A 19,928-nucleotide genomic window follows, 5' to 3' on the forward strand; every position below is an offset into this window, starting at 1 on the left:
ATTTACACACTTTTAAATAATAATGTTAAAGGCAAAACATGATTGGTTAAAACGCTTTCCTTATGCAAAAATATCTGCTTACATAGTAGATGATTTCATCAAAGGTCTTAAATTATCAGTAGGACAAATAAGCTCTGGTTCTGGATCAGTGCATTTGCGAACTCAATCGGAAGTAGAATCAGTTGCTTATATCGAAAGTATTTTAAAAGACTACAAAAAACTTGGTGGCATCGAGAAATTTTCTGGAAAAGTTGCCGAGTTAGGTCCAGGAGATAGTGCTGGGGTAGCGATGTTGCTTAGAGGAGAAGGTTGCACCCAAGTAGATTTAATCGATCGCTATTATAGCGATCGCAATTTACAACAGCAAAGTAAAATTTATCAACTTTTGGCAGATAAATATGATTTAAATCATTTCAAGACTACGGATATATGGGATGAAAAAGCAATTTCTGGGGTTAATTGGAAAATTGGCATAGCCGCAGAAAATTACTTTAAACAGTGCGCTCAAACAGATGAAACAATGTACGATTACATAATTTCCTGTGCTGTGTTAGAGCATCTATACGATCCTTTAGATTGTATAGTTCAAATGGTGAAATGTCTTAAGCCTGGGGGACAGATGTTTCACTTCATTGATTTTCGCGATCATGGTATGTTCACTCCTGAAAATCCAGAGCTTTGTTATCTCCAAATTCCTTCTTTTGCTTATACTCTTGCTACTAAAAACAATGCCAGACCAAATCGAATTTTGACACATCGATATCGAGAGATTCTTGAAGCACTCAAGCAAAAAGATTTAATTGACTATTCGATTTTAGTACAGCGCCTAGTGGAAGTTGATGAGATTAATCCTCCTCAACAATATGCAGACATTAATCCAGATAAATTAAAACAAGCGAATGATTTTGTCGATCAATATCGTTATAAATTTGCCTCAGAGTTTGCCAATGTAAACAGTAGTGATCTGGCAATTTCCAATATATTTCTCAAGGTAATTAAAAAATAGTTTTTTGAGCGAACTATAACTTGGCGATTTAAATTTAAAATACAATTGTATTGGCTTGACAGAGGAGTAGTGGAAAACAATTGAGACGACAATTTTACCTGCAAAAGCGGGTAATTGTCTTGAAACAGCCGACCTGAAAAAGTAATTAATAGAATCTTTATGTTGTAGTAGCAGAAATTGTTTTGCTATCTATTGTTTTAGATCTTGCCTAGATTGAAAACAACAGGTTTAATTTTTTTCTCAATTTTTACTAAATCGAGTGAGGTACTTCATTGCTAAAAATTATTGTATTAGTATTATTTGCTCTGCTAACTGTATTGTTTACTAATAAGACAACTCAGAGTAATAGTAATCTAGAGAGTAGCTTTCAAGTTTTCATCAAACCATCTTTAGAGCGAATTAGTCAAAAGATTGATAATCAACAGTTTAACCTTAATCTTTTTAACCAAAACAATAGAGATAATAATTCTACAGAAAATAATCTGCAATTATACGCAGCTAAAGGTGAGTATGAATCATTACAAATAGTAATCCAGTCCCCTAAAGGGAGAAATTTGCAAGGTGTTAATGTAGTTGTTGCCGATTTACAAAATAATAATCAAGATCTTATTTCTAGCCAAAATATTACTTTGTATCGTGAACATTATGTATACGTTGATACACCTAGTCCGAATAACTTGAGGGGTAATCCTACTTTAGGTCAGGGTTGGTATCCTGATGGTTTAATCCCCTTTGTCAATCCCAATACAGGTCTGGATTTAGAAGGAGCTAAGTTAGATGCTGCTCCCTTTAATGTGTTAGAAAACGAAAATCAATCTATTTGGTTAGATATTTATGTACCTAGAGATACAAAGCCTGGAGAATATCAAGGTTCATACACTGTAACAACTGACCACCAAGGAGAGAAAAGAGGGAAAATTAACCTAACTGTCTGGGATTTTGAGTTACCTCTCAAACCGACGATGCATTCCCATTTTATTCCTTGGCAAGAGCGAGGAGAAAATTTAACCGAGGAATTGCTCAAACACAAAGTTGTTACAGGACTGCACGTTAGACCTGAGCAACAACAAGAGTTAATTAATCAATGGGGATTAAACTCTGTTCGCTTACCTTTTTGGAGCGGGGCAAATTATACTAACTGTCAAATGAGTCCTGCTCCTAGTGTCATAGAAATTAAACAAGCCGCAGATGTATATGATGATAGTTTATTAAAATATATTTATTCTGCTGATGAGATTGATGAATGCAAAAACCTAATCTCACCTCTTAAGCAGTGGGCGGATAATATTCATGAAGCTGGGATTAAACATCTGGTCGTCATGAAACCTCGACCTGAACTATATGAAGATGTAGATATATGGGTTATACAACCCAATATGTACGAGACTGGGGACGCAGAAATTACTGAAGCGATGAAACAAGGAGATCAAGTTTGGTTTTATTCTGGATACCATACAGATTATTCTCCTCAATGGACAATCGATGCATTGCCAATTAATTTTCGTATTCCTCAAGGGTTCATAGCTCCCAATTTGGGCTTAACAGGGATTTTATACTTTAGAATTGATGCCTGGGGTCATGATCCTAATAAAATTACTGCAAATCCTAGTGTTCCTTGGTATAGACTTCCAGTTTATCAATATAGTAATGAGCGTAGTTTTCCTGGAGATGGCGCGCTAATTTATCCTGGCGAAGAAGTTGGACTGAAAGAGGTTGTTCCTTCTTTACGATTAAAAAGAATTAGGGACGGTATGGAAGATTATGAATATATAGCTATTCTCAAGAACTTCGGTGAAGAGGCATGGGCGTTAAAAACAATTCAACCTGTAGCAAGCAATTGGCATAATTGGACTAAAGAGCCTCAAGTACTGGAAGAAACCCGAGTAAAATTAGGTAATCGAATTCAGGAATTAATGCACAATTATCATAAATAGTTTTCAAAATAACGGAGCAAAATTATAAATTTTCACTATATTTTTGCGAAAACTTTATCAAAATATTATTAGAAAAACAATAAAATGACTGTATACTACCTACAGATAGAATCAAGTTAACAAATAATAAAATTATTGAGTTTGTCCGCAAATATAATGATTAACTCTGATTAGCTTTTATCTAATATTAATAAAAATCTAAATTACCAATCAATAACTCTTGTTGAACATGAGCTATTTTCAACTAAAAAATATTTCTCAAATTGAACATTCTCGTCATTGATCGCGACGCGACGTAAGGAGCTAGTCCTCTAGGACTGTTAATTTTTGCGTTAATGTCCTTTGCAGATTGATTGCTTACTGCCATCAACCTAAGAAATCTAGCCTTTATCTTGATTGGTTTTTTACCTCAATCTGCTTAACCCGAACTCAGGTTAATATAATATAATCTGACTTAATATTTAGTAAACCGAGCTATCAATAAGAAAAGTGATTAAGAAATTAAAGAAAAGTGATCATGGAACTCCAGAACAAATTGTTGAACATTACCAATTAGAGAAAAAATTGGCAGATAAATTACGCAATAGTAGTAGAGAAGAGCGAGCAGAGTTATATACAGAGGTTTATGATGAATTATTTACTAATATCCCCTATCATTCTCAGCTAACTCGCAAAGCTGATGATAAATCTCGCCAAATATCAGTTTATAAAAAACTACAGTTACTTAAACATTACCTTAAACCTGATTCTACCTTCCTAGAAGTTGGGCCCGGTGACTGTAGTTTATCGTTAGCTGTTTGCCAACAAGTTAAGCAAGTCTATGCGGTAGATGTTTCTTCGGAAGTCACCGAAAATAACCATCATCCAGAAAACTTCAAGTTAATTATTTCTGATGGTGTAAGCATTCCTGTTGCAACCAATAGTGTAACCATTGCCTACAGCGATCAATTAATGGAACATTTGCATCCTGATGATGCTTTTTTACAGCTCCAAAACATTTATCAATCATTAGCTGAATCGGGAATTTATATTTGTATCACTCCTAATCGACTAAGTGGTCCCCATGATGTCTCTAAATATTTTGATGAAACTGCCACGTGCTTTCACCTTAAAGAGTATACTGTGACAGAGTTAATTAATTTATTTAGTCAAGTGGGATTTATTAATATTAAAGTTAGTTTTGGTTTTCGTGGAGTTTATTTACAACCACCTTTGTTTATCTATCAGTGGACAGAAAATTTTTTAAATGCTGTACCGTTTGTTATTAGAAATAAACTTACTTCTAATATTTTAGTAAACAATTTTTTGGGCATTACAATTATTGCCAAAAAGAAGAATAAGTAGATAGGCGTAATTAATTATAAATGGAGCAAAGCAGGGGAGCAGGGGGAGAAATAGAACGTTCTTATTTTATATTTAATTCTACCCACCTACTTAGTTGAAAAATTAACTATAAAGATTAGACTATAGCAGTCCTATTTGATTTATGAAACTACATTGATTGGTTTTTAGGTAGTCCTAAAAGATAAGCTTCGCAAATGAGACCGAAGGGAATCCTTTAGGGCTTTAGCATAAGCTTCGTGACCAGAGGTAATCCTTTAGGGCAAATAGTTAGTAGGTAATAGAAATTTCTCATTTTATTTAGGATTGCTATATGGCTTCAGAAAATTTGATATCTTAGCTGCTAATTAAGGATTTAGGTCATATAAAATTGTTCAAGCCTTTATATAAAAAGAAATTTTCAGCAATTAGCATAAAACGTTATTCTCAATAAACATAGCTGAAATGCTTTTTTTCGTAATTATTGCTAATACGGTTAGCAGTTTGCCATGCTCAGTAATTCTGAAAGCTTTTCTTTAACTTGAGTTGAGGTACCTGAATCCTTACACTGCTAAAGCTGGTGGTCATCCTCGAATTGTGGACACGAGAGGAGTAATGAATAGTATTTGTTAGTAGCTGAATGTACTTAGTTTTTGTTGCCATAGAGCTTTACGAACAGACTGGATAGTAATGATGAAAATTAACGGAAAAATAACAAAATATCTAGATATATGGCGTGATTTTGCCAAAGGTTCAATTAATCGTCAAATTTTTACAGCAACTATTATCATCGGTTTAGTAACTGGGTTAAGCAAGTTTGCTTCTGTCGGCAAGGAATTAGTGGTTGCCTGGCGATTCGGGACGGGAGACCAGATTGACTCTTTTGTTATGGCATTAGTAATCCCTGCCTTTGTTACGACTGTAGTAGCGAATTCCTTAAGTACTGCTTTTATTCCCACCTATATCAAGGTCAAAGAGGAGAGTCCAAAGGCAGCACAACAATTATTCTCTGGGATTATGACAAGGGCAATCGGGTTACTTGTCGTAATAACGATTGTGATCGCAGTTACTGCTCCCCTCTATTTACCCCTAATGGCATCGGGATTTTCTGCCGCCAAGCTAGACTTAACGAATCGTTTACTTTGGTCGATTTCCCCTTCAATACTACTCTATGGAGTTATCAATATTTTGGGTGGAGTAATGAACGCTGGAGAAAAATTTGCTCTTGTTGCTTTTTCTCCAGTGCTTACCCCTTTAGCTACGGTTATTATGTTACTCGCTTTTCCTGATTGGGGAATTTACGCGTTGGCGGGGGGACTAATTTGTGGCTCTTTGAGCGAGATGATTGTTTTAGGTATAGCCTTGCTTAGACAGGGAATTGATTTACGACCTCAGTGGTTGAAAGATAATGCCAATTTAGATCTAGTGTTCAAAGAATATTTTCCTGTAATAGTTGGCTCTTTCTTAATGTGTAGTACCAATTTAGTAGATCAATCTATGGCGGGAATGTTATCGCCTGGAAGTGTTGCAGCATTGGGCTATGCCAATCGTGTCATTGCTCTTCCCTTGAGTTTAGTTACCATAGCCTTGGGAACCGCGGTAGTTCCTTACTTTTCTCAAACTATTGCTCAAAAAGATTGGCGCAAGATAAATCATACTTTTAAATATTATTTAAGACTGATTTTCATTACTATGATTCCTTTGACACTATTATTTATTTTAGCTTCCAAACTAATTGTTCAAATTCTTTTTGAGCGAGGATCTTTTACTACTGAAAATACACAGTTAGTATCTCAAATTCAAATATTTTATGCTCTACAAATTCCTTTTTATATTGCATCAATTTTTGTAGTTAGACTAATTAATTCGCTAGGAATAAATTATTATTTAGCCTGGGGATCAGCAATTAACTTAATAGCAAATATAATCGGAAATTATGTGTTTTCTTTTTGGCTTGGAGTTGCTGGACTAGCCTTGTCTACTAGTTTAGTACATCTTATTTCGTTTGTTTTTTTGTATACCTTAACCAACAAACACTTGCAAAAAATATTATTAGAAAGTAATTAAATAAATTTAGCCATGAAAATAGCTTTAGTAATTTCAAGCCTTAGCTGTGGAGGAGCCGAAAGAGTTTTAGTCTCGATGGCACAAGGATTTATCCAGCGGGGGCATAATGTAAAGGTTGTCACCTTGTCTGAGAAAAACAGTGACTTTTATGAATTACCTAGTGAATGCTCTCGAATTGCTCTCGGGGTTTTAAGTTCATCGACAGGACTAATAACGGCGCTCAAAAGCAATACTGGACGTATAACTGCAACCAGAGAAGCTCTTCAGTCTAGTACTCCTGATGTTGTCATTTCTTTCCTCCGTATTACCAACGTCACTACTATACTTGCTCTACTCGGGACAAAGTATCCTCTAATCATAACGGAACATAATGATGCTAGAGTTTTTTCTTATGGACTTTTATGGGAAACTTTAAGGCGCTTGACATATCCCTTTTGTTCTTGTGTTGTTAGCGTTAGTCAAGGGGTTGATTTGGGTTTTGCCTCACTGCCAAAGAGTAAAAGAGCCGTAATTTATAACCCGATTATGGTTAAAGACAATGAGCAGGCGGATCAACTACCTCCACAAGTTGATCCGCAAAAAAACTGGTTAGTTAGTATGGGTCGATTAACAGAACAAAAAGGATTTGATCTGTTACTACAAGCTTTTGCGAAAATTGCCTCTAAATCTCCAAACTGGCAATTGCTGATTTTGGGCAAGGGAGAATTACGCGAACAGTTGTCACAAATGAAAGATGATTTAGGCTTGTCCAGCCAAGTTGTTTTCACGGGAGCTTTGAGTAATCCTTTTGCAGTACTAAAAAGAGCCAAAATATTTGTCATGGCTTCAAGAAATGAAGGGTTTCCCATGGCTCATGGAGAAGCTTTAGCCTGCGGTTTGCCCGTGGTTTGCACAGATTGTCCCAGTGGTCCTAGTGAAATGGTTCGTCAGGATATTGATGGCATTTTGGTTCCTAATCAAGACGTAGCTGCTCTGGCAGCAGCGATGGAAAATTTAATGTCTGATGAAGCCCTAAGAGAAAAACTTGCTCATAACGCTCCTCAAGTATTGGAAAGATTTGGTTTGGATGCCATAGTGACAGAATGGGAAACTTTAATGAATAAATTATTGGAGGCATAAATTTAATGACTGATAGGAAACGCATTACTTTTTTTCTTGACGCCCTCCATGGTGGTGGTGCCGAAAAGGCAGTAGTTAATTTACTTAAAGGCTTAGCTCAACGAGATGAATTTGACCTAGATTTAGTTCTCGCTACTAAAGAGGGCCCTTATTTAGATTTAGTCCCCCCAGAAGTAAGAATTGTTGACCTGAATAGTGGTCGAGCAATCAAAGCCACCTTACCTTTGATCAGCTACCTGAAGGAAAATCATCCTTGGGCGGTGATTGGTAATATGGGTCATGTTAATGTCGTAGCTTCAATCGCTAAAGAATTATCAGGAATCAAGACTAAGCTAGTTTTGGTCGAACAGAATACATTATCTACCTCTAAAAGTAAGCTCAAGCGGGCGAAACTAGTTGAACTATTGATGAAATGGTTATATCCTCGTGCTGATGCAGTGGCAGGAGTTTCCGTAGGTGTTGCTCGTGATTTAGAACAACAGTTAAAACTAAAGAAAGAAACAGTTAGGGTACTTAATAATCCTGTAGTTAATGAAGATTTAATTAGTAAAAGCCAAGCTAGTTTAGAACACTCTTGGTTTACTGTCGATGCGCCACCAGTATTTTTAGCGGTGGGCAGATTAAATTCACAGAAAGATTTTCCTAATTTGTTGAATGCTTTTGCTCAGGTAAGAAAACAGCAAGTAGCCCGTTTAATTATTTTAGGAGAAGGGGAAGAGCGTCAAGCCTTAGAAGCAATTATTGGTAATTTGGGTATTGGTGAGGATGTTTTATTACCTGGTTTTGTTAAAAATCCCTATGTCTATATGAAACACGCCAGTTGCTTTGTTCTCTCCTCTCAAGCAGAGGGATTACCTACGGTACTGATTGAAGCGATGGCTTGTGGTTGTCCCGTTGTGTCTACAGACTGTCCTAGTGGACCAGAAGAAATTTTAGATCGCGGAACTTATGGCTTGTTGGTTCCGAGCAAAAATTCTGAAGCTTTAGGGGAAGCAATGGGCAAAACTCTCAACAATCCTCTTAAACAGGAAATTTTAATCCAGCGTGCCAATGAATATTCTACTGAAAGAGTCGTAGCAGCATATTTATCTTTGCTCAACGAACTATAAAGGGCAAATTACAATCTTGATCGAGACAAGGTTCAAATATCAATCACTTTTTTAGCTTTTATACTAAAGAATCAATGATTAGTTCAACCGAATCAAAAAATCAGACAAAAGCTACCTTCATAACTTATTATCAAGGATTTTTGGCGATCGCATCTACCCTAGTATTTTTTACTAGATCAGATGTATATTTTAATAATCATCATGGGTTGCCCATTCCTTTAGTTTGGATGTTAGGGTTTTTGGTGGCATCTGTCCCCCTCTTTATCTCTTTGCTAAGTAGACTTCAAGATTTGTCCAGACCTCTGGTAATTTGGTCTGGCTTCTATATTGCAGCATCATTTATTTCAATTTTAATACAACCAGTGCTTCCCAAGCAGCAGTATTTAGAAGATCAATATCGCACAATTATCTTTTTGATTATGATGCTAGGGATTTTTGCTTATCATCCTCTAGTAACCAAATGGGTTAAGCAGACAATTCTATTTGTAACTTTGTGTAATATATTATTATATATTTATGAATTTTTTTATCCCTTGGCTTTCTATGTAGAACAACGGGCTCCAGGAAGATCATCTGGAGTTTATGAAGATTCTAATGTCGCTGGGATTGCACTGGTTGTGGGAATGATTTCCACTATTGACATAATTAAACCTAGATACCGTTTATTTTATGCTCTATTAATATTTGTTGGCATTACACCAACTTTTTCTCGAGGTTCAATTGCTGGGTGGTTTGTAGTCATGGGTTTTTTAATTATCAAGAAAATCATTCCTCGCCACCAAATGCCTCTTTTAATAGTATTTTTTATGGTCACAATTTCGATTTTATCGACTCAACTTGGTCAACTTAAATATTTAAAAGGTTCTGATGGTAAAACTTTATTTAACAAAGATTCCCTGGCAAGGGTGGAATTTTTGCTCAATCCTTTAGAACAAAAAGATGGCTCTAAAGCCTCTCGTGAAGATCATGTCAAGGTTGCTTGGGAAAAATTCTCGAGGCATCCTTTTATTGGTAATGGCTTGGGTTCTGGAGAAAATACTGCCACCCTCTCCACCACAGGAGTGGCTCAAAGAAGTCACAATACCTATTTAGATCAGATGGTAGAATTTGGCTTTTTAGGCGCTTTTTTTTTCCCTTCCTTACTCTTAGCATCTGTTTGGCAAGCAGAAGGAGAATTCAAAAAACAAGGGGCAGCTTTTGTGGTTTTTATTATGTTTCAGGGATTTTTTAGCCATACCCTGATGAATGAATTCTGCTCATTAATTTTTTACGCTATTATGGCAAACCTAGCTAAACACAGTAGTGAAACCAGTATTCTTAATAGTTAAAGAATTTGAACTATTAGATCAACCTTGCTTTTGTGACTCAAAGTCTTAAATTGGCACAAACTTAACTGTAGTATGTTTAACTTTTCCACTAACATCGCGAAGACCGTCATCTTAATATTTTTAACCATGATTGCTGTGTTGAGTAATTCGGCAATTAGCGAGAGTGAGATTAAAACCGATCCTTTGTTTTGGACTGCTTCAGCTATGGAAGCTGTTGAACTCAATCAACCTAGTCCAATCTTGACAGATGATGATTTGGCGAGGTTAAGAAAAATAAACTTAAAAGCAGCCAAAGGAGAATACGAAGCGTTTCAAATTGTCGTTCAAGCTCCACCAGGAAATCTGAGTAACGTTAATCTTACTGTGTCTGACTTAAAAAACTCTCAAGGAGAATTAATTAGCAAAGATAACATTACTCTCTATCGAGAACACTATATAAAACTCGATCGCCCTAGTTATTCAGGATGGCCAGCTAATCCCACTCGTGGTCAGGGATGGTATGCAGATGCTCTAATTCCCTTTGTCGATCCCAATACAGGTAAAGATATTCAAAATGCGCCATTGGATGCCGTGCCTTTTAATTTAGCAGCGGGAACAAATCAACCGATTTGGGTTGATATTTTTGTACCACCATCTACTGCTCCTGGAGAATATCAAGGAAAATTTACGATTGAAAGCGATCGCGGTATCTCCGAAGGTCAGATTGATTTAACAGTCTGGAATTTTACTCTACCCGTACAGCCATCAATAGATTCTTACTTTAATATTTGGGAAAACAGGGGAATTGAAGCACAAACATTGCTACTTGAACATAGATTAATGCCTAGTCAAAGAATTAAGTATCCAGATCAGCAAGATGCTTTTAAGAGATTGGGTGTCAAATCGGTGAATTTGCCTTTTTGGAGTGGAGCTAACTATCACACCTGCCAAATGGATCCTGCTCCCTCAGTAAATAAACTCAAAGAAGCTTCAGCTCAATATCCATCGAACTTATTGAAATACGTATTTTCGGTAGATGAAATCGATCTATGTAAAAATTTGGAAACCCCGTTAAAACAATGGGCAAAAAATATTCATCAAGCAGGATTGAAACATCTTGCCGTCATGAAACCCAGAGCAGATTTATACGATCAGATAGATATTTGGGTTGTAAATCCTTTAATGCATGAGGAAGCAAAATTTGAAATTCAGGAAGTAAAAAAGCAAGGAGATGAGATTTGGTTTTATACAGGATATAGTACAGATTATTCTCCTCTATGGCATTTGGATTCCCCACCGATTAATTTCCGTATTCCTCAAGGATGGATTGCCCAAAGTTTGAATTTAAAAGGTGTTCTTCTTGCACGAGTAGATACTTGGACAGAAAATCCTTGGCAAGAAGTACCGATTTATGTACAGGGGGATATAGATTATCCTGGCATAGAGATGTTGTTCTATCCAGGGGACAAAGTAGGTTTAAATCAGGTTGTTCCTTCCATTCGGCTTAAACGGATTAGAGAAGGAATGGAAGATTATGAATATACCGAAATCTTAAAAGAGCTTGGATATCAAGATTGGGCTATGAAAATTGTCAGAAATGTGGGAGCAAATTGGACAAATTGGACAAAAGACACTAATAGTTTAGATTTAGCTAGACAAAAATTAGGCACAAAAATTCATCAATTATCTCAGTCAAGTTAATCTCAATAATGAGGATAAAAAATTTCTATGTGAGCATTAAAATATTAAAATTGGGATTAAAAAATAAACTTTTTTTATTGTTTAATTTGTTTAATTAATTTTTCAGGATGATTAAATAGATGAAGTTAGATTCAAATCACACAGCGATTGACAATGCTGTAGAAGACAAAATTAGTAAAATTAAAATATTATTTATTATTACTGGGTTGGCATCTGGGGGAGCAGAGGTGATGCTTCTTAGTCTATTATCCAGTATCAATCGCGATCGCTTTGAACCAACTGTGATTTCCTTGATGGATAAAGGAATATATGGAGAAAAAATTGAGCAGCTAGAAATTCCCGTGTACTGTGTCAAAATGTTAGAGGGAAAACCGACCATCAACTCAGCTAGACGCATGACTGAATTAATTAAACAAGTTAAGCCAGACATGATTCAGGGTTGGATGTATCATGCTAACTTAGCCGCGCAATTTTTCAATTTTTTTATTAATCGGCAGACTCCTGTATTATGGAGTATTCATCACTCTCTCCATGCTATATCTTCGGAAAAACCTCTCACTCAAGGAATAATTCGCTTTGGTAGTTGGTCTTCTAAGTATGTGGATCGAGTTGCTTTTGTTTCGGAAAAAAGCCAAGCTCAACATCAAAAAATTGGCTATTCTAAAGCTAATAGCTGCGTTATTCCTAACGGTTTTGATACCTCTAAATTTAAGCCTTCAGCTGAGATTAGGCAGAAATTTCGTCAAGAATTAAATATTGCCGAGCGTATTTTTCTCATTGGCTCTGTTGCTCGATATCATGCGATGAAAGATCATGCTAACTTTTTGCGGGCAGCTCAGCTGCTTTTGATCGAACATCCTGAAACTAAATTCGTGATGGTCGGTACAAACGTTGATGAGCAAAACCAAGCCTTAACTAGCTTGATTGATACATTGGGCATTGGTGATAGTGTATATCTTTTAGGGCAACGTAGTGATATTCCGCAAATCACACCTGCTTTGGACATATTAACTTCTTCCTCAGCTTATGGAGAAGCTTTTCCTTTGGTACTTGGTGAGGCTATGTCCTGTGAAGTACCCTGTGTAGTGACAGACATTGGTGATTCTGCTTGGATTGTCGGCGACACGGGCAAAGTTGTACCGCCAAAAAATCCCACTGCACTTGCTCAAGCTTGGCAAGAAGTAATTACGATGGATACATCTGCCAAAGCAGATTTAGGTAAAATTGCTCGCCGTAGAATTATCGATAAGTTCTCTTTAACTTCAATAGTCGCTCAATATGAAGATCTTTATCAAAGCATAATTGAGCGGCAAAATTAGCTCTCAAGACAGCTGGTATAGGTTATCCTAAACACAACGCAACAATCAAGCAATTGAGAATTTTACTCTGTGATGAATTTCTGTTTATTGATGCCGCTTTTGGTGCCATTGCCAAGCATGGGAGATAATATCATCTAAATTGGAGTAGGCAGGCTGCCAGCCTAAAATTTTATTAGCTTTTGCCCCACTTCCTACTAGTGAGGGAGGATCTCCTGGACGGCGATCGCTTAATTCAACTTTTATTTCTTTACTTGTAATTTTACGCGCTGTTTCGATTACTTCCTTAACGGAAAAACCACTGCCATTACCCAGATTGAAAACGTCTGTTGCACCGTCATCGATCAAATATTCTAAAGCGAGAATATGAGCCTGGGCAATGTCCAAAACATGAATATAGTCTCGGATACAACTACCATCGGGGGTGTCATAGTCTGTACCAAAGATGGAAACTGATTCGCGATGACCTAAAGCAGTCTGTAAAACTAAGGGAATTAGATGAGTTTCAGGATGATGATCTTCCCCCAAATTACCTTCAGGATCTGCTCCCGCAGCGTTAAAATAACGTAGACAGACGGAACGAAAATCATAAGCTTGATTAAAGTCTTGGAGGATTCTTTCCACCATCAACTTAGTTGCACCATAAGGATTAATGGGATTTTGCGACTGGTCTTCTGTAATGGGTACGGAATCTGGTACACCATAGGTGGCACAGGTGGAGGAGAAGACAAACTGATGAATATTTGCTTCTAACATGGCTTCTAAAAGAGTTAGCGTACCAACCACGTTATTGTTGTAATATTTTGCTGGCTGGGTAACGGATTCTCCAACATATGCATAGGCTGCAAAGTGCATCACAGCATCAATTTGGTGGGTGGCGAAGATTTCTCGTAGTAAAGAGCGATCGCAAGTACTGCCGACAATCAACTTAACTTTTAAAACCGTCTCTACTAGGTCTTGATGACCATAGACAAGGTTATCCAGTACAATTACTTCGTAGCCCGCTTTTTGTAGTGTTAGTACGGAATGAGAGCCGATGTATCCTGCTCCTCCTGTGACGAGAATAGCCATTATAAATGAGATTCTAAAATTTTTTAGATTACAAAGCTAAATATATCAGTAAATTAAACTTTTAAAGATAACTTAGAATACCAGATTGTTTTTTTCGACGTTTTACTTAAAAATAGCAATAATCTTGTAACATCCAAGAAAATTTGCTTAAGCCATACTTACATATAATTTATATTTATTAATAATGACCCGCAAAATGTTGATCGTCGCGACAATCGCGGGGATGATTGAAGATTTTATTTTACCTTTTGTAGATTATTATCGTAATTCAGGTTGGCAGGTGGATGGGGTGGCCGTAGATATTACCAGCAACTCAGCCTGTGTTAGCTCATTTAACTCCGTCTGGGATGTACCGTGGTCTCGCAATCCTCTAGATCCGCGTAATTTAATTAATGCCGTACCCCGCATTCAAGAAATTGTGATTCAGGGTAATTATGACTTGGTTCATATCCATAGTCCTGTAGCAGCTTTTGTGACTCGCTATGCTTTGGGACAACTAAAAACCAAGCAGAAGCCTCAAGTTATTTATACGGCTCACGGTTTCCATTTTCATCAACAAGGACATCCCGTAACAAATTTTATCTTTTTAAATCTTGAACGGTTTGCAGGACGGTGGACTGACTATCTAATTACGATTAATCGCGAAGATGAAGCTGCTGCTAGGAAACATCATCTTTTACCTGATGACAAAATTTTTTATACTCCTGGGATTGGACTAGAACTGAATAAATACGATCGCCATCAGGTTAGTCAGTCGCAAATTCAAGCAATCCGTCAGGAATTGCAGCTCCAGCCTGAAAATGTTTTGCTATTAACTGTTGCCGAGTTCACTCCCAACAAGCGCCATCGCGATCAGCTATTAGCCCTCAAGCTGCTTAATCGTCCTGAAGTACACCTAGCTTTAGCAGGAGATGGTGATGCCCGACCAGAAATAGAGCAGTTAGCCCAGGAGTTGAAACTATCAAAACAAGTCCATTGCTTAGGTTTTCGCCATGATATACCTGCTTTAATTTGCGCCAGTAAAGCTCTGCTGCTGACATCTGGGCGAGAAGGTCTACCTCGCAGTATTATGGAAGCTTTTTGTGCTGCCACCCCCGTAATCGGCACCAAAATTCGTGGTATTCAAGATCTACTGGCAGATGACTGCGGTTTACTAGTAGAGGTGGGAGATATTACAGCTTTAAGTCAGGCGATCGCCCAGATGCTCGATCATCCCCAACAGGCAGCTAAAATGGGTGCCAATGGTCGTCAGAAAATGGCAATGTATGATGTGCAGAATATTATTGAGCAATATACTCAAATTTACGATCGAGCATTAGCAAGACAAACTACCAATTAACTACCAATTAATTTTTAAGATGGCTAAATTAATCAAAACTATTGCCGATCGCTTAGTGGCAGCCTTGGCTTTATCGATTCTTGCTCCTGTAATTTTACTGGTGGCGATCGCCGTGAGAATCCAGATGGGTACGCCAATTCTCTTTACCCAAGCTCGCCCAGGTAAAAATGGTCGCGTGTTTCAATTTTGTAAATTCCGCACCATGACTGATGCTCGAAATAGTGAGGGAGAATTGTTAAGCGATGACGAGCGCCTGACTAAAATTGGCAAACTATTGCGTAAGACTAGTTTAGATGAGCTACCACAACTCTGGCATGTCCTTAAGGGTGAAATGAGCATTGTTGGCCCCCGCCCACTGTTAGTACGCTATTTAAAGCTATACAACGAAGAACAAGCCCGTCGTCATGATGTATTGCCAGGAATTACGGGCTGGGCGCAGGTTAATGGTCGGCGTAACTTAGATGGAGACTTTATTAAAAAGTTTGAACTAGATGTCTGGTATGTCGATAATTGGAGTTTGGGGTTGGATCTGAAAATTATTTGGCTGACGATATTAGCAGTAGTGGCGCAAAAAGACATCGATCAAGAAGGTTATACCACTGGTGGAGGAGAGTTTTTAGGCAACGATCGCTGAACTTGCTGAATAGTTTAAAAGTCACCATAATATCTAGATAAATATAGATAAATAGAAATTCTGCTCAAACTTTGCTTGAAAAATGAAATTTCCCGATGCTTAGTAGACTGATCAAATCTTTATTGGACAGATTGTTAGCAGCGATCGCCTTAACTCTCCTCTCACCATTTTTGGCTATTTTAGCGATCGCGATTTACTTAAACATGGGTAGCCCAGTTGTTTTTTCTCAGTTGAGAGGAGGCAAAAATAATAGCATCTTTACTTTTTATAAATTTCGCACCATGACTGACCAGCGAGATCGTGATGGTAAATTGCTACCTGATATGCAGCGTTTAACTCCTCTGGGTAAATTCTTACGCCAAACCAGTTTAGATGAATTACCTCAACTCTGGAATGTGTTGCTGGGCAATATGAGCTTAATCGGGCCACGTCCTCTAATTGCTGCTTATCTCGAACGCTATACGCCAGAACAGGCTCGTCGTCATGCAGTTGCTCCTGGCATTACAGGCTGGGCGCAAATTAACGGTCGCAATTCTATTAGCTGGGAAGAAAAGTTTCAGCTAGACCTCTGGTATATTGACCATTGGAGTCTGTGGCTGGATCTGAAAATCCTCTTACAGACTGTAATTAAAATTGTCTCTAAAGAAGGAATAGACGAAGATCAAAATACTACTTCCACTGAGTTTATGGGAACTGCATCCAAGCAGTAATATCAGGTTCGGATGAACAGTTAAATGTTTTAATTTAGGGACTTGGGGACTTGGGAAATTACTCTATTTAAAGTCATTATCCATACTTGCTATAACTTGTGGTTAAAAGTCTCAAAAGTCACAAGCTAATCTCAAACCGATTTATTGTTTCAGGTTCAATGGCATGACTATAAAACTATCTAAAGTAACAAAACAGCAGTTAATTAAATCAATCAAACGATACTTTGAACAAGAACTTGATGAAGACATTGGCGATCTCAAAGCTTCACGATTTCTCGACTTTTGTTTACAAGAAATCTGTCCCAGTGTTTATAATCGAGCAATTATCGATGCACGATCCTTTATGGAGAATAAATTAAGCGATCTTGAAGATACTTGCTATGAACCAGAGTTTGGTTATTGGGAAAAGTAAAGTTAACTATTTTTTCTTACTTGGTTAATTACTGCCGATTCAGCTTAAGCCAAAAGAAGCGATCGCCATACTTTCAACAGTATTGTAGAATCAATTAGCTGATTTAAGTAAAGACCTTTTTTGCTCAGGCTAGAGCCAATCAATCTTCATCTAAAGGCAACCCAAATCTAACTCTACCTCTGGCAAAATAGCGACCAAACTGCATTTGATATACTTCATCTTCAGCTTGGGTTTCTACCTCTAAATCAGAACGAGGATAACTAACACAGAGCAAAGCATAACCCCGCTCTTTTAGTTTGGGAGATAAACCCATTGCCTCTGGTTGAGCTAGCTCTCCCGCAATAACCTTCACAGCACAGCTCGTACAAGCACCATTACGGCAGAGAAAAGGTAACTTAGCATCTTGCTCTTCGGCAGTTTGGAGAATATATTGATCTTCGGGAACTTCGACGATGTATTGTCTTCCCGTAGTGCGATCGTGAACTTTGACAATATGGGTTTTAGTCATTTAAGTCAAAAATATTTAGTGATTAATGCTTAAAGGATATCTGAAAAGTCTAATTGCTACGTTTCCAGTGGGTAGATCCCCCTAAATTCCCCTTGTTAAGGGGGACTTTGATTCCGATTCCCCCCTTGTTAAGGGGAGGCAGCGCGTTGCGGAGGTTTCCTCCGTTGTAGCGACTGCCGTGGGCTAGGGGGGATCTGCTAGGGTCTAAGCATAACAGAATTGAGTTCTCAGACATCCTCTTAATTTGTAGTCTACAGTAAAAAAGAAGTTCAAAAGTTTTGACAGTAGCAACTAAGCATGTATAATTATAGTTCGTGAGTCATCTGGAGAGGTGGCCGAGTGGTCGAAGGCGCAGCATTGGAAATGCTGTAACGGGGTGACTTGTTCGAGGGTTCGAATCCCTCCCTCTCCGTTTTAAGTTAATGCTTGGGGTTTGATAACTTTTTGCCCAGAGCAATTCAAGCTGGTTAGCAGAATTTTATTTTTTTGCTTGTCTGTGGTCAATCATTTAAGTTAAGTTGCTTATTTTGACCATTTTGACCAATTCTATGACTAAATTTTTGCTACTTAAGCTATTGACATCAAGCTTACTGTCGATTTTGCTCTTACTGCCACTTTATTATGTGTTGGGCTATAGTACTTTAAGTGTGGTTAATAGCCTTTGGCATTTACGGTTTAATCAAAATCATCGTTTCAAGTTTGAAGATATTTTGGTTGCGTCGATCGCAACTTTATCCTTGATTATTACTAGTTGTAAAGTTGTTGGGGTTTTCCCTCAAGTCCAACTGATTTTAAAGCTATCAACAGTAGTTTCAATTATCTGCTTACTATTTAGCTTTTGTTATGCTCATTTTTCAGGAATTAAAAAGCAATTTACGCTTCCTTTACCTAACTGGAAATATGCTTTGGTCTGGCTCTTATTATTCAGTAATTATTTACTTAGAGCAGCAATTAAAGCAAGCTCTTTAGTCGAAGCGCAATATATTCCCTCTGGCTTTAATACTGATATTTTTCTTTATATCAGACGCAGTATTATTTTCTTAGGTGACGCAACTCGAATACAGTTAGAGAATAATCAAAAGATACTTGATATTCTTTATAATTCTCCCAAACTATTAAGCACTTTTATTTATGCAACTTTTGCTTATGTTAGTCGGGATGTGGGTATTGCAGCGACTATTGTTACTTCTTTAATTTTAGCTGGAATTATTTTAAAATATTTAATTTTAATTCAAACAGAGTCAAATTTAAATTCTTCATTAAATTATTCAATTGCCACGATCGCTTTAATTATTTTGATTGTCTTTCAGCCTGTTTGGTGCTGGCTACAAGATCAATTTTATTGGTCGAATTTATTATGTGTCTATTTATTAGTTTATGCTCTTGAAGATTTACTAACTTCTCAAAAAATTAGCAATATTTATCTAGTTAAATTTGCGATCGCTATTATTGCTCTAGCGGGATTTTATCCTTCTCAGATACCCTTTATAATGATTGCAGTTATGAGTGGTATCGTCTTTAATTCTAGTTTAGATCGTCAAAGTCGCTATAAATATCTGCTACGAATTTTTCTGATTACTTCCTTTGTAGTTTGTCTCTTTATTTCTCAGTATTTGGATACTAGTGAGGTAGTAAAGCATTTTGATATTTCTGATGCTGAACATGGACAAAAGTTAAACTATATCCCTTTTTGGTCATTTTTAGACTTTATGCCCAGAACGGGCGGAACTCCCAAAGATTTTGGCGCAATGCTCTTAATTACCGCTTCTTTGATAGTTGGATTTACTACTATTAAATACTGTATTAAAGCTAGTCCCCAAAATGCCAACTGGTTTAAATTATTAATTAGTCTTTATAGTATTTACTCTGTTTCATATCTAATCTTACCTGGAGAATATCGCCAAAGTAAGTTTTTTTTCACCTATATTGTCCCTCTAATTATATTTTGTGTTATTAAAATATTCGCGCAAGTTAATTTTAGTAGCAAGAAAGCTTTCAAGATTTTATTATCAATATTAGCCATTTACGTTGTAGCAAAATCTTTTCTTAAACCTTATAAACTCCATGTAAGTAGTAAAATATCTTCAGCCATAGAAGCTGTAACTCTGATTAATCAACCTGCATTAATCTATATGAATGAAGGAAGTATTACTCACGGATATTATTATTTTGCTTATCAAATCAGGAATTTAGATTTTCAATTAATTTCAGGATGTCCTCAAGCATCAGAAGTCAATTCTCTCGATCATGCTAAAACCCTGGTGATCGCTAGTTCTTGCCCTGATATCACTGTGGAAGCTAAATTACAAACTAAAATTATCTACACTGATATTAACGGACAAGAGAATATTCCTTAATTAATAACTGATTGCAGA

16 protein-coding genes and 1 tRNA gene are annotated in these 19,928 nt (G+C 37.0%); 15 read left to right on the top strand and 2 right to left on the bottom strand.

What is annotated here, in order from left to right:
- Nucleotides 1–22: 22 nt before the first annotated feature.
- The 9 genes from KME09_15980 to KME09_16020 all read left to right on the top strand — a co-directional run bounded on the left by KME09_15980 (nucleotide 23) and on the right by KME09_16020 (nucleotide 12,882).
- Nucleotides 23–1,006: a class I SAM-dependent methyltransferase gene (locus tag KME09_15980; GenBank protein ID MBW4535435.1), complete on the top strand. Its 984-nt coding sequence runs from the start codon at nucleotides 23–25 to the stop codon at nucleotides 1,004–1,006.
- A gap of 317 nt (nucleotides 1,007–1,323) precedes the next feature.
- Nucleotides 1,324–2,940 carry a DUF4091 domain-containing protein gene (locus KME09_15985; GenBank protein MBW4535436.1) on the top strand — a complete coding sequence of 539 codons (1,617 nt, stop codon included), beginning with the start codon at nucleotides 1,324–1,326 and terminating at the stop codon, nucleotides 2,938–2,940.
- A gap of 489 nt (nucleotides 2,941–3,429) precedes the next feature.
- On the top strand, nucleotides 3,430–4,284 hold the full coding sequence (locus KME09_15990) for a class I SAM-dependent methyltransferase (protein ID MBW4535437.1): 855 nt from the start codon (nucleotides 3,430–3,432) through the stop codon (nucleotides 4,282–4,284).
- A 669-nt stretch (nucleotides 4,285–4,953) separates the two neighbouring features.
- Complete coding sequence (locus KME09_15995) at nucleotides 4,954–6,327, top strand: virulence factor MviN (protein MBW4535438.1); 1,374 nt, start codon at nucleotides 4,954–4,956, stop codon at nucleotides 6,325–6,327.
- A 12-nt stretch (nucleotides 6,328–6,339) separates the two neighbouring features.
- On the top strand, nucleotides 6,340–7,446 hold the full coding sequence (locus KME09_16000) for a glycosyltransferase family 4 protein (protein MBW4535439.1): 1,107 nt from the start codon (nucleotides 6,340–6,342) through the stop codon (nucleotides 7,444–7,446).
- A gap of 5 nt (nucleotides 7,447–7,451) precedes the next feature.
- On the top strand, nucleotides 7,452–8,555 hold the full coding sequence (locus tag KME09_16005; protein MBW4535440.1) for a glycosyltransferase: 1,104 nt from the start codon (nucleotides 7,452–7,454) through the stop codon (nucleotides 8,553–8,555).
- Between the two features lie 74 nt (nucleotides 8,556–8,629).
- Nucleotides 8,630–9,883, top strand: a complete 1,254-nt coding sequence (locus tag KME09_16010; GenBank protein ID MBW4535441.1) for an O-antigen ligase family protein — start codon at nucleotides 8,630–8,632, stop codon at nucleotides 9,881–9,883.
- 72 nt (nucleotides 9,884–9,955) lie between these two features.
- Entirely contained in the window at nucleotides 9,956–11,563 is a 1,608-nt protein-coding gene (locus KME09_16015; GenBank protein ID MBW4535442.1) for a DUF4091 domain-containing protein, read from the top strand.
- A 119-nt stretch (nucleotides 11,564–11,682) separates the two neighbouring features.
- Nucleotides 11,683–12,882: a glycosyltransferase gene (locus tag KME09_16020; protein MBW4535443.1), complete on the top strand. Its 1,200-nt coding sequence runs from the start codon at nucleotides 11,683–11,685 to the stop codon at nucleotides 12,880–12,882.
- A gap of 84 nt (nucleotides 12,883–12,966) precedes the next feature.
- Here the strand turns inward: KME09_16020 and galE are convergent, their stop codons facing one another.
- Nucleotides 12,967–13,950, bottom strand: coding sequence for a UDP-glucose 4-epimerase GalE (gene galE, locus KME09_16025; GenBank protein ID MBW4535444.1), 984 nt, complete (start codon nucleotides 13,948–13,950; stop codon nucleotides 12,967–12,969).
- 184 nt (nucleotides 13,951–14,134) lie between these two features.
- On the opposite strand from galE, the gene KME09_16030 reads away from it, so the two are divergent.
- From KME09_16030 to KME09_16045, 4 genes are all read left to right on the top strand, one after another.
- Nucleotides 14,135–15,289 (top strand): glycosyltransferase family 4 protein, encoded by a 1,155-nt coding sequence (locus tag KME09_16030; protein MBW4535445.1) that lies wholly within the window; start codon nucleotides 14,135–14,137, stop codon nucleotides 15,287–15,289.
- Nucleotides 15,290–15,308: 19 nt separating this feature from the next.
- The gene (locus tag KME09_16035; protein MBW4535446.1) at nucleotides 15,309–15,923 is read left to right on the top strand and encodes a sugar transferase; all 615 of its coding nucleotides are present in this window, start codon (nucleotides 15,309–15,311) and stop codon (nucleotides 15,921–15,923) included.
- A 95-nt stretch (nucleotides 15,924–16,018) separates the two neighbouring features.
- Entirely contained in the window at nucleotides 16,019–16,633 is a 615-nt protein-coding gene (locus KME09_16040) for a sugar transferase (GenBank protein ID MBW4535447.1), read from the top strand.
- 163 nt (nucleotides 16,634–16,796) lie between these two features.
- The gene (locus KME09_16045) at nucleotides 16,797–17,045 is read left to right on the top strand and encodes a DUF2164 domain-containing protein (GenBank protein ID MBW4535448.1); all 249 of its coding nucleotides are present in this window, start codon (nucleotides 16,797–16,799) and stop codon (nucleotides 17,043–17,045) included.
- Nucleotides 17,046–17,184: 139 nt separating this feature from the next.
- Here KME09_16045 and KME09_16050 read toward each other — a convergent pair whose 3' ends face one another.
- Nucleotides 17,185–17,553: a 2Fe-2S iron-sulfur cluster binding domain-containing protein gene (locus KME09_16050; GenBank protein MBW4535449.1), complete on the bottom strand. Its 369-nt coding sequence runs from the start codon at nucleotides 17,551–17,553 to the stop codon at nucleotides 17,185–17,187.
- A gap of 325 nt (nucleotides 17,554–17,878) precedes the next feature.
- Here KME09_16050 and KME09_16055 point away from each other — a divergent pair.
- Nucleotides 17,879–17,965: transfer RNA gene (locus KME09_16055), tRNA-Ser, on the top strand.
- A 136-nt stretch (nucleotides 17,966–18,101) separates the two neighbouring features.
- Nucleotides 18,102–19,910: a hypothetical protein gene (locus tag KME09_16060; protein MBW4535450.1), complete on the top strand. Its 1,809-nt coding sequence runs from the start codon at nucleotides 18,102–18,104 to the stop codon at nucleotides 19,908–19,910.
- Nucleotides 19,911–19,928: the final 18 nt, after the last annotated feature.

This window comes from Pleurocapsa minor HA4230-MV1, from assembly GCA_019359095.1.
GTDB classification, from domain to species: Bacteria; Cyanobacteriota; Cyanobacteriia; order Cyanobacteriales; family Xenococcaceae; genus Waterburya; species Waterburya minor.